This window comes from Amphritea balenae (assembly GCF_003858655.1).
Lineage (GTDB): Bacteria > Pseudomonadota > Gammaproteobacteria > Pseudomonadales > Balneatricaceae > Amphritea > Amphritea balenae.
Window position 1 is genome coordinate 36,484 of sequence record NZ_RQXV01000014.1, and the last position, 12,244, is coordinate 48,727.

Genomic DNA, 12,244 nt, shown 5'->3' on the forward strand with positions numbered 1-12,244 from the left:
ATCCCCCAATCGTTTTCTATCTGAGCCCTGTACTTTATGAATATCAAAAAGATTGGCCTGCTTTTAGTAATTGCCGCCTTAATCGGCGCATTCTTTATGTTCGACCTGGGTAGTTATCTCAGTCTGGACTATATAAAAGGCCAGCAGGACGCCCTGCAGGGTTGGGTCGCTGACAATCAACTACTTGCTGTTGCCGCCTTTATGCTGATCTATATAGCAGTGACTGCACTTTCACTACCCGGGGCTGCGGTGATGACACTGGCCGGTGGTGCTGTGTTTGGCCTGTTTAGCGGTCTTATTATGGTGTCCTTTGCCAGCAGTATCGGTGCAACACTGGCCTTTCTAATGGCTCGTTATCTGTTTAGAGAGCCGCTGACTAATAAATTTTCAAGTTACATTGAACCCATTAACCGCGGCATAGAAAAAGATGGTATCTCCTATCTGTTCACGCTGCGTCTGGTTCCTCTGTTCCCTTTCTTTGTCATTAATGCAGTACTGGGCCTGACCCGAATGAAGGCTAAAACCTTCTACTGGGTTAGCCAATTGGGCATGCTGCCGGGTACCGTGATTTTCGTAAATGCCGGTACTCAGCTCGCAGCCATCGAACAACCCGGCGATATTCTCTCCCCCGGACTGATTCTGTCATTCTGTCTGCTGGGTATTTTCCCCTGGATAGCTAAAGCGATCGTCAGTGTTATTCAACGCCGTAAAGTTTATAGCGGTTTCACCAAGCCAACTCAGTTCGACACCAATATGGTTGTTATCGGTGCTGGTGCCGGTGGCCTGGTTACCTCTTATATTGCCGCTGCGACTAAAGCTAAAGTAACACTAATAGAGCGCCATAAGATGGGCGGCGACTGCCTGAATACAGGCTGTGTTCCCTCAAAGGCACTGATACGAACAACTCACTTTCTGGCTGATGTTCGCGATGCCGGACAATTAGGCATCCGTAACGCTGAAGTCGAGTATGATTTTGCCGAAGTGATGGAACGGGTTCAGCGAGTCATTAAAACCATTGAGCCCCACGATTCAATTGAACGTTACGAATCACTGGGCGTTGACTGTGTAACCGGTGAAGCCCGTATTCTCTCCCCCTGGGAAGTCGAAGTTAACGGCTCGGTGATCAAAACCCAGAACATCGTTATCGCAACGGGAGCACGACCTGCTTTCCCTGATATTCCTGGACTGGATAAAGTAGAGCCACTCACCTCAGATACAATCTGGGAACTTCGCCAACGGCCTGATCGGCTACTTGTGTTAGGTGCAGGCGCAATAGGTTGCGAACTGGGTCAGTGCTTTGCCCGCCTGGGTACCGATGTAAGTATCATGTTCCGTGGCTCTCAGGTACTTACCCGCGAAGATCAGGATGCAGCAGCGGTTGTTGAACAACGATTACTTGAGGACGGTGTCAATATCTGTGCCGGCCACACTCCGGTGCGTTTTGAAGTCACAGAGAATGGTTATGAGCTGGTTTGTCGCCATAATAATCAGGAAAAACGGATCGGCTTTGATAAGTTATTAGTTGCAACCGGCCGTACAGCCAATGTTACCGGCTTTGGCCTGGAAGAGCTGGGCATTACCGCAGCCCCAGGTGGCACCATTGAGGTCGATGATTATCTGCGCACCCGGATTCCGAATATTCTTGCCTGTGGCGATGTTATCGGCCCCTATCAATTTACTCACGCAGCCGCTCATCAGGCCTGGTATGCCTCAGTAAATGGATTATTCGGCATGTTTAAGAAGTTCAAAGTCGATTACTCTTTCATTCCCTTCACTACTTATACCAGCCCAGAAGTGGCCCGTATCGGCCTGAATGAAAAGCAGGCAATTGATAAGGGCATTCAGTATGAAGCGGTACGTTATAATCTGGAAGAACTGGATCGGGCTATAACAGATGAAGCCGCATACGGCTTTGTAAAAGTACTGTTAAAACCCGGCAGCGATAAAATTATCGGCGTTACTCTGGTCGGTGAACATGCCGCTGAGATGCTACCGGAGTTTGCTCTGGCAATGAAACATAAGCTGGGACTGAATAAAATTCTGGGTACCACTCATGCTTATCCAACACTAAATGAAGCTAACCGATTCGTTGCTGGTGAATGGAAAAAGAAACACGCGCCTCAAAAAGTTCTGCAATGGCTGGAAAAATTCCATGCCTGGAAGCGCGGCTAACCTTTAAACGATAAACAGGTATAGCTAACTCAGTAAGCCTAAACCCTGCCACTGCCCCTTTAGGGGCAGTTTTCATTTTGGCTGTTCAAGCCACAACACATTTGCTCAGTCTTAATCGGTATCATGACTTCATCTGTCTAACTGAGCTAAGCTCAACAGTCAGATCATCAAGCCCGACACTAATGATTGAATCTGTCATTAATATCAACAACTGTCTTCTCCGGATGGAGTATCCAACTAATCATATTAAGGGACCCTGCTTTGCCGCCTGATACTCAATCGCCATCGAATTCAAAACTCTGGATTCGAATCAAACCCTTGCTGAGCCTGAGCGATCATAAACGTCCACTTGGCTATTTAATTATCTCAGCGTTGGCTGTTGGGCTGCCTGCATTTATGGGTGCCTGGTTCGATCAGTTCGCTGCAAGCATGCTTGGCTGTATGGGAGGCATGGTTATTCTCTATATGCAGCAGACAGAAATTGCTCACCGTATGATGACGCTCGCCACCTGCTCGTTTGGTTTTGCGCTTAGCTTTGCACTAGGTGTATTGAGCAGCTTTGACCCATACCTGTCTGCCGCCACATTAACACTGACCGTGTTTCTGGCAACCGCCGTTTGCCGTTTTTATTCTGTGCCACCTCCGGCCAGTTTCTTCTTCATTGTTGCTGCATGTCTTGCAAGAACACTTCCATTTGATCTGACTTTAACAGCGGAACGTACCGGTATTTTGTTATTTGGATCTATGTGGGCCTGCCTGCTGGCTCTGGGGTATAGCTTTATACAAAGCCTGTTCAACAAACAAACTAAAGTTAAATCAGCCCTCCATGAAGCCCCTCAGGTTCTTGCCATCTCGATAGAGTCTGCGGTGATCAGTTTGTTTGTCAGCGGCGGATATTTCCTGGCGCTGCTATTGGAGATGGATAACCCCTACTGGGTTCCTATCTCAACTGCAGCCATCATGCAGGGAGCAACATTCCGCGCCATCTGGCAACGTAACGTTCACCGCATTGCCGGCACTGTTATCGGCATGGGCATTGCCTGGGTTATTTACTCATTCTCCCCGGGCCCCTGGGCGCTCGCGGCTCTGATATTACTGCTGATATTTATAATAGAAACATTGATAACCCGGAATTACGGTCTGGCGGTGATATTCATTACCCCCATAACAGTTATCTTTGCAGAGACTACTATCGCCTCTTCTGACCCAACTCAACTGCTTATCTCACGCTTCTTTGACATTATTCTCGGGTGCTTAATCGGCTATCTGGGAGGCTGGATACTGCATCACCCAAGATTCTCTCAACTAGTGAGCCGCCTGGTAAATAACCCCTGATGTTTTCATGTTCCGCACACTACAACTAGCCTGAATACAGAGGTTCGACAACCTTCTAAACGCTAATTGAGAACTGATGCAGGAAATGATCATGAAACACAGCCGTATTGAGCGAGATAGTTTAGGCGAATTAGAAGTACCTATTAACGCCCTGTATGCATGCCAAACCCAGAGAGCCATCAATAATTTTCCGGTCAGCGGCCAGCAGATGCCACAAGCGTTCATACGCGCCCTGCTTCAAGCTAAAGCAGCTGCAGCAACAGCTAATGGCCAACTGGGACAGATACCTGAAAAAATGGCCCTGGCGATCTGTAAAGCTGTAGAGACACTGCTTGTTGATGGAACGTTAATGCAGCACTTTCCTGTAGACCTGTATCAGACGGGTTCCGGTACCAGTACTAATATGAATGCCAATGAGGTATTGGCAACACTGGCAAGCAATCTATATCACCATCCGGTCAATGCTAATGACCATATCAATCGTGGCCAGAGCAGTAATGACATCATTCCATCGGTAATACATATCAGCGCTGCCGTTATGCTCACTGAAGAGTTACTGCCTGCGCTATCTCACTTAGCTATGAGTATCCGGAAAAAAGCAAAGTCTGTTGATCGCTACGTAAAAACAGGCCGTACTCACCTGATGGATGCCATGCCGGTGCGTATGAGCCAAAGCCTGGATGGCTGGGCTGAGCAGATAGAACTTAACATTGTCCGATTACAACAATTACAGCCAACTCTGCAAACCCTCGCACAAGGCGGTACGGCGGTCGGTACAGGCATAAACACTCACCCTGATTTCGCTCGACAATTCAGCCGCTCTATTAGTCAGATTACCGGAATGACCTTCACCCCGGCGAACAACTTTTTCAGCCAGATAAGCGCTCAGGATAATGCCGTTGCCTTATCTGGACAGCTAAAAGTAACCGCGGTATCAATCATGAAAATCGCCAACGACCTGCGCTGGATGAACTCAGGTCCCCTGACCGGTCTGGGGGAAATCGAACTGGAGCCGCTACAACCCGGCTCATCCATTATGCCCGGTAAAGTTAACCCGGTTATACCCGAAGCTGCAGCGATGGTTGCCGCTCAGGTGATCGGTTACGACAGTGCGGTGACCATTGCCGGTCAGTCAGGTAATTTTGAATTAAACGTCATGCTACCCCTGATAGCGAACAACCTGCTGAAAAGTATTCAATTGTTGGCCAATATCAGCCATTTGCTAGCCGACAAAGCGATCACCAGCTTCAAAGTCAATGAAGTCAGGCTTTCTCAGGATCTTGCACGCAACCCAATTTTAGTGACCGCGCTAAACCCCATCATCGGATACAAGAAGGCATCTGAAATTGCCCGACAGGCGTATCAGGAGAAACGGGCTATCATTGAGGTTGCTGCAGAGAATACCGACTTGTCAATTGAGGAACTGACAAAGCTACTGGATCCGGCAAAACTAACACAGGGAGGTTTGTGAAGCACTTAACGCATTTGAATATCTAAACATTCAGCCTAACAAGGATGATAACCTCCGGTGGCGATTATCACCCCTTTCTTCTGTCAGCCTATTCGATCCAGCCGGTAACTGCTTTTACTTCTAGAAAATCTTCCAAGCCCCAGACTCCGCCTTCACGGCCATTACCCGACTGCTTATAGCCTCCGAACGGCGCTCCGCCGCCCATATGGCTACCGTTAACCTGCACCATACCAGAGCGTAAGCGGCGGGCCACCCGGTTTGCTTTTTCTGAATCCTGGGTTTGAACATAGTTAGTCAGGCCGTAAGGCGTATCATTAGCAATAGCGATCGCTTCAGCTTCGGTATCAAACGGAATAATCGTCAATACCGGGCCAAACACTTCCTCTCTGGCAATTGCCATCTGATTATTAACATCGGCAAATACTGTAGGTTTAACAAAGTAGCCTGTTTCCAGTCCATCAGGCTTACCTGTACCACCTGCGACAAGCCGGGCACCTTCATCGATACCTTGTTGAATTAACCCCTGGATCTTATCGAACTGTAGTTGTGATACCACAGGACCAATATGCCGCCCTTCAACAGAAGCCAGATCGACCTGGGTTTTAGCGGCCACATCCGCCGCGGTCTGTACCGCCTGATCATAGATAGAGCGTTCCACCAGCATTCTGGTCGGCGCATTACAGGACTGGCCACTGTTGTTAAAACAGTGTCGTACGCCGCGGGTTACCGCCTTTTCATCAGCATCGGCAAAAACGATGTTGGCACCTTTACCACCTAATTCAAGGCTAACCCGTTTTACTGTATCCGCTGCATTTTTAGAGATAGCGATACCCGCCCGGGTCGATCCTGTGAATGACACCATATCGACCAGCGGATGCGCGGTTAGCTGAGAACCAACCCCCACACCATCCCCATTCACCAGATTGAATACACCTGCGGGGAAACCAGCCTGATCAATCATCTCGGCAAACAACATAGAAGAGAGAGGCGCAATTTCAGAGGGTTTAAGCACCATAGTGCAGCCGGCAGCCAGTGCCCCAACAACTTTAAGAACCACCTGATTCATTGGCCAGTTCCAGGGCGTGATCAGCGCACAAACACCAATCGGTTCATGCAGAATACGGTTATCTGGCGCATGACCACCTAAGGGCTTCTCGAATTCATAAGCTTTAAGCGCTCGCGCCAGATTCTTAATATGAGCCGCTCCGGCACCACATTGAGCCGTACTGGCCAGAGCCATTGGCGCACCCATTTCACTTGAGATCGCCTCGGCCATTTCAGAGGCCCGCTCCTGATAAATAGCCAATAACTTATTTATCAGATCAAGACGCTGATCCTTAGTGGTCTGACTCCAACTGTCAAACGCGCTACTCGCAGCCTCTATAGCCGCATTAGCATCAGCTTCGCCGCCTAATGATATAACCGAACAAGCCTTCTCGGTTGAGGGGTTAATCACCTCAAAATCATTCGCTTTAACAGGATCTACCCACTGACCATTAATATAAAACTGGCGCTTATCAGACATTTACATATTTCCTTATTCAAAGACTGAAGGCAGACCCGCTGCCACTTCAAGCACAATACAGCCTAACTTCATGTAATAACTAGAGATATAACTTAATAACAGTATCTACAACCAACACTGTATGACAATAGTTTAACGTTACTCATCTAACTGCTTTAGTTTTCTGTACAAGGTTGCACGGCTAATTCCTAACTCATTGGCCGTTGCCGAAATATTACCTTCATGCTGTTCCAGCACCTGCTGAATTGTCATTAACTCAGCATCTTTCAGGGTGCCGTTAGCAGCATTCAACTGTATAGCACCGGAAACCGGAAGCTTCGAACTACTCAACTCTTCAAGGAAATCATCACTAATATGGCTGCTGTCGATAACCAGTTCATCGGGCTCCATAAAGGCGATCGCCACACGTAAGGTTGTTTCAAGCTGACGTATATTGCCGGGCCAGTGATAACCTTCTAGCTGCAGCATCAGTTCATCGGCGATCTTTATTTGTCGACCATCCGGGGTTAACTGATGCAGAAAGTGACTAATAAAGTCCTGTTTATCTGTACGATCCCGGAACGCTGGGATTCGCAGGCACACACCATTGAGCCGATAATAGAGATCTTCCCGAAAACTGCCCTCTGCTACTAACGCCTTTAAATCACGATGCGAGGCACAAATAACCGCTATATCCAGAGCGATCTCATCCGCGCCCCCCAGTGGTGCGATAGTGCGTTCCTGAAGTACTCTTAACAATCTTGCCTGAAGAGCTAACGGCATATCACCGATCTCATCGAGAAACAGAGTACCGGACTGAGCCTGTTCTAAACGACCGACCATGCCGCCCTTACGGGAGCCGGTGAATGCGCCCTCGCGATAACCAAACAGCTCTGATTCGATAAGCCCCTCAGGGATAGAAGCACAGTTAACCGCTATGAAAGGCCCGCTACTGCGACGACTATCAAGATGCAGCGATTTTGCCATCACCTCTTTACCGGTGCCGGTCTCCCCCTGAATCAACACGGGCAGTTCATGGGCCAGCGCACGACTCCCCATGCGCACGCCTTTCTGCAGTCTGGCATCCAGTCCGGCCAGTTCAACCAGATCCGGGGCCTCTATTTCCGGTAATTTGCTGGCCGTACGGGAAGTCTTGGCTGGGGCTTTTGCAATTGAAGCGGGAAAACTGTTTGGAAAGTGCAGCAGTTCACAAACAAAATCGCCACTGCGGGTACGTAACTGTCCCCGACCTTTACGATGCAGATCGGTCAAAAGAGCTTCAGGCCGGACTCCGAACAACTCTTCCAGGTTTCTGCCAACTAACTGCTTACGCTTACGGTTGAGTAGCTGACAAACCTGTTCATTCGCGGCCTGAATATAACCATCCAGTTCCAGGGCCAGTAGCCCTTGCCAGGACGATCGCAGGTATTCTGGACGGCTATGCACACTAAGCACTATCTGTTGCTGGAACTGACCGCTGAACATCCGGTTTTCTATCGAACGAACCGCCTGCTGTACCAGACTCATATTCGGAGGCAGTTCCCTGTTATCGGTTGGCGAGGTCAGATCAAGTACCCCCAGCACATCACCGGCGGCGTCGGTAATAGGTGCAGAACAACAGGAAAGGTATCCGGCACTATCTAAGAAATGTTCATTTCCGGTAATCATAACCGGCGTACGATCGACCACAGCGGTACCTACCGCATTAGTGCCTCTCAGATCCTCTTTCCAGTTTGCCCCCGGTTGCAACGCATATTTCATCTGCGAGTCCAGATAACGCTGCTCACCTTTGACACCCAGAATCGTCGCATCAGCGTCGGCCAACATAACTAACCCGCCGACTGAGGAGAAATACTCTACCAGTTGTTTGACCTCCGGATGTGAGGCCTCGATCAGGGGACGGTTTTTAGCTTTCAGATCCGCAATACTGTCCCGGGACAGGTTTTCCAGATCAAGCGGTGACTCACAATTCAGGCCCGCCTCAACACTGCGTAACCAGGAATCTTCAATTTCACTACGTAGGACACCACTAGGGACTTCGCCTTCCTGCACCAGGTGCTTTCGGGCATTTTTGACGGATTGCTCTGATTCGGTAATTAAACAGGAACTGCTCTGCTTATTCATTACGCCAGGCCTCTTGTTTTTGTATTAGCGGCACTAAAAATAAGTATATTCACCTACTGTAACACTGATCAATTTTCAGTCAATCTATCCAGCTATAACAATCCTCTCAAAGGCTGGATAACCGACAGTTTTAAAACAAAAAAACCAGAGTACAGATAACTGTACCCTGGAAAGGAGATAGACAAGTTGCCGTGAACAACCCGACTACCGAGGTTGAAGGTAGCTGACCTTTTCTTACAAACGGTCAGCCGATTGAACGTCAATGAAATTCCGAGCAAAGACACAATTTTGAAAGCGGTTAACACATCACTACGACCTAAAACCGCACTTTTGGTGCTTTCAGTGAAGCTGAGAGCAAGGCAAGCGCTACAGGCATATGGTTCATATGTCGAAAGCGATTAACACAGCACTTCGCCCTAAGCTGCACTTTGGGCTTTCAGTGAAGTTGCAGAGCAAGGCAAGCGCTACAGGCATATGGTTCATATGTCGAAAGCGATTAACACAGCACTGCGACTTCACTGGACGCACAATTCAGAAGAAATACATCAATACACCCTGTAGATACAGGTTACTGTCGTCATTGCCCTGAGCGGTGATAACATCAGCACCATCTGGCTTGTAGTAACCCACCATCGGACTGAATATAAAGTTATCGTTGATGGACCAGAGGGCATACAGATCGATCTCACTACCGGAATGGTCGGCCGCATCGTTCTGCTTACCAAACTCCCAGTACTGTAAACCTACTGTCAGATCTTCACGAGGTTGCAACGTAAGTTCGATACGGTCCACGTCGTTGCCACTATTGGCCGGTCCTGCATAGTTTGAGGCAACCTCACCCTGGAACCAGGTACCGAAGCCACGGGTAAAGCCGAAAAACAACGGATCAAATGCTTCGTTCTTTGCCGTTGATGAATCATCACCGGAGAATACCGCATGACGATAATTCACATTAGGCGACCAGGGCATGTCCGCGAAGGTCCAGCCCGCTTCCACATACCAGGCACTGGCATCGTTTGTTATCGCCGTATCGCCGCCACTTTCATCAACATATTCAAACGACAGGAACAGGTTTTCTACCCCCATACTCCCTTGCCCACGCAGGCTGACAATATCCATACCGTCACGCTGATCCCAAGCGCCCAGACCGGTTCCCGCATCAACATCCAGCACTGTCATATAACTTAAACCTAAGGTGCCTTTCAGATCATCCACCAGCTCTATATTGATACCTGCCAGTTCGGTGTTCTGGTGATAGGGATTATCTGACTGCAACCAGAACAGATCACCGCGCAGCGCACCTTGCGGGTCAACTTTTAAAACAGCAGTCTTATCAAAACTTTTCTGGCCTGCCAGATAATAAGCACCACCACGATCAACATCGGCGCCCGGAATATCACCCAGACTGATCGCATCACCGGCTATAAGAAAACCATCACCCAGCATAAATTGCTGTCGACCCAGAGAGAGATCAAACAGACCATCAGCACTCTGCCAACCAACAAAAGCATTCTCTATTTTCAACTCACTTTCATCGCCAGCGGTCAGGCCTGCAGCATCACCATCACCACGGGTACCCAGAGCGATTAAGCCCAGCCCACCATAGACAGCACCACTATCCAGAGCATTCCGGCCCACCAAATCGCCTTTAATATAGGCCTCCTGCCAATCATTTCCGCCCGCTACACCGGTGTAGTTTTCATCGGTGGAAAATACGCCGGCCATCGCCTCAACGTTGAACTCAAGGGTTTTACCCTCCTGCTCGTAGATAGGTGCCGCCTGGATCGCACCAGCCAGCATCACCGATGCAGCCAGGGTGTTAACTTTCAGGAATGTACTGTTATTTTTGTTCATTCTCAGATTCCATTGCTGTTCTTTTGTTTGAATTTCACTTTTTTCTGACAAAAAGATCCCCCAGACGGCTTAAATTAAAAGCCGCCCTGACGGGGGTAATGTGCAGAGTGATTTGGTAAAAAATGTGCCGGCTAATCTGCTTGTGAGAGTCGCCGGTTCAGACTGTTCAGCAGACCTTAACGGACGAATACCTGAGCGGTTGTAGTGGACATATCACCACCGGGTAACTCAATAGTATTCAGACGTTCAAGGCTATCGGCATCGAATACCGCTACATGGTTATGGGTACCGGCCAGATAGACCTTACTGCCGGTCTGGTTGACCGTGACACAGTAATAGGAGTGATCCAGTTCAGCCGCCTGTATCAACTCTTGTTTTTCAATATCGTACTTCGCCAGGCGGTTCAGCACCCCATACATAATATTAGGATCCTTTGGCGAACGGGTACCGGTGAAGTAAATTTCGGTAATAGGCCCGAAATCCTTAGTTTCAGTCGCGCCGGTATCCAGGTTTATATTGAAATAACCGTACAGCCAGTCAGCAGTATTCAGATCTTCTGAGCCCTCCTGAAAACGTGCAGTGGTGTAAAGAATGGTGAAATCCTTGGTAGGTGTTTGTACCGCCCACACATTCAACACATCAGGCTGAACATAGCGCTCACGCTCCCAGTTACGGCTTGGAACCACCACTTCATATTCACCGGTCTGGACATCCATCTTGTAGATATCTGCACCCGCCATATACAGGCCACCATCTTTACCGACCTGCATCGCAGTAACGAGACGCGGCGATGGCAATACCCGGATCGGCTTGGCATCCAGACCACCATCGGTGCTGTACACCGCCAAACGAGTCGGTTGCACCCGGTAGTGATCCCGCTCCATCAGTGTAGGATTCTGTATCGTATACAGCTCTTTGCCGTCATAGCTCAGCGCAAAGGCGTAGATGGTTTTAGTCCGTTCTTTAGGATTTAACGCCATTTTTGCATGGAAGGTTACATCACAGGTATCCATGTCGACGCCGTAGATATCTTCATAACCATTATTGAGGATATAAGCAGTTTTCTTATCCGGTGCCACCTGCAATGCTCCCGGACCAAAGCGGTCGGGCATATCACAGGTTTTATAAACGGAATCCGTTGCCAGATCTAACACATGCATCTGATTCGGGTAGTTAGCTACCACCATATATTCACTACCGGCTTTGAGCGCCGGTCCCTGCGCTGCAACCGCTGTTGAGCCAGTTAAAGTAGCCAGCCCCAGTGCAGTTGTAGCAAGCACTGCGGACATAGAGCGACGCAATTTTTTTTTGTTATTCATCGTATGCATCCTGTTGGGTTAGTCTTTATCAGTCGGGAAGACTGTGCCGTAGCTTGAGAGTCGCCAGTCATCAACTGGTTGTTACTCCAGGCTTTTCCGATTGAAATGTGATTAATCATCATCAACACCCCTCCTGATTAATCTTTATCAGTCGGGAAGACTGTGCCAAGATTCCTCCAGTCATCACCCGACTGGGCCGCATTCTTATTCCAGTCCGGATAGGTATTCATCATGTCCGGCACCTGGGCAGGCCACCAGCATGGATCGGCACAACCGTACAGATCAGATTCCATTGGCTGACACAACGAGGTCACAGAACCAAAGGCATCGATCTCCCAACCGGGATCGGTGGTTGCGGTACAGCCGGCCAGTGATTGCATTGCGACGACTTCTTCTACCTGATCATCGGCAACAGCCTTGCTCAGGGTTTGTGCTTTGTTATTAACAGGCTTGAGATGTTTCATA

General features: G+C 48.9%; 8 protein-coding genes. 3 read left to right on the forward strand and 5 right to left on the reverse strand.

Annotated features, from left to right (window positions below; all coding sequences use genetic code 11):
- Positions 1-36 precede the first annotated feature (36 nt).
- The 3 genes from EHS89_RS19100 (at position 37) to EHS89_RS19110 (ending at position 4,978) form a co-directional block, all read left to right on the forward strand.
- Positions 37-2,172 carry an FAD-dependent oxidoreductase gene (locus tag EHS89_RS19100; RefSeq protein WP_124927772.1) on the forward strand — a complete coding sequence of 712 codons (2,136 nt, stop codon included), beginning with the start codon at positions 37-39 and terminating at the stop codon, positions 2,170-2,172.
- A gap of 261 nt (positions 2,173-2,433) precedes the next feature.
- The gene (locus tag EHS89_RS19105) at positions 2,434-3,507 is read left to right on the forward strand and encodes an FUSC family protein (protein WP_229753617.1); all 1,074 of its coding nucleotides are present in this window, start codon (positions 2,434-2,436) and stop codon (positions 3,505-3,507) included.
- 91 nt (positions 3,508-3,598) lie between these two features.
- Positions 3,599-4,978 carry a class II fumarate hydratase gene (locus EHS89_RS19110; RefSeq protein ID WP_124927773.1) on the forward strand — a complete coding sequence of 460 codons (1,380 nt, stop codon included), beginning with the start codon at positions 3,599-3,601 and terminating at the stop codon, positions 4,976-4,978.
- An 88-nt stretch (positions 4,979-5,066) separates the two neighbouring features.
- On the opposite strand, the gene EHS89_RS19115 is transcribed toward EHS89_RS19110, so the two are convergent.
- The 5 genes from EHS89_RS19115 to qhpC form a co-directional block, all read right to left on the reverse strand.
- A complete protein-coding gene (locus EHS89_RS19115; RefSeq protein ID WP_124927774.1) occupies positions 5,067-6,503 on the reverse strand; it encodes an aldehyde dehydrogenase family protein in 1,437 nt (478 codons plus the stop codon).
- Positions 6,504-6,641: 138 nt separating this feature from the next.
- Entirely contained in the window at positions 6,642-8,606 is a 1,965-nt protein-coding gene (locus EHS89_RS19120; RefSeq protein WP_124927775.1) for a sigma-54-dependent Fis family transcriptional regulator, read from the reverse strand.
- A 531-nt stretch (positions 8,607-9,137) separates the two neighbouring features.
- Entirely contained in the window at positions 9,138-10,460 is a 1,323-nt protein-coding gene (locus EHS89_RS19125) for an alginate export family protein (protein ID WP_124927776.1), read from the reverse strand.
- Positions 10,461-10,636: 176 nt separating this feature from the next.
- Positions 10,637-11,779, reverse strand: a complete 1,143-nt coding sequence (gene peaD / locus EHS89_RS19130; RefSeq protein WP_124927777.1) for a quinohemoprotein amine dehydrogenase subunit beta — start codon at positions 11,777-11,779, stop codon at positions 10,637-10,639.
- A gap of 137 nt (positions 11,780-11,916) precedes the next feature.
- Complete coding sequence (gene qhpC, locus EHS89_RS19135; RefSeq protein WP_124927778.1) at positions 11,917-12,243, reverse strand: quinohemoprotein amine dehydrogenase subunit gamma; 327 nt, start codon at positions 12,241-12,243, stop codon at positions 11,917-11,919.
- Between the last annotated feature and the right edge of the window lies 1 nt (position 12,244).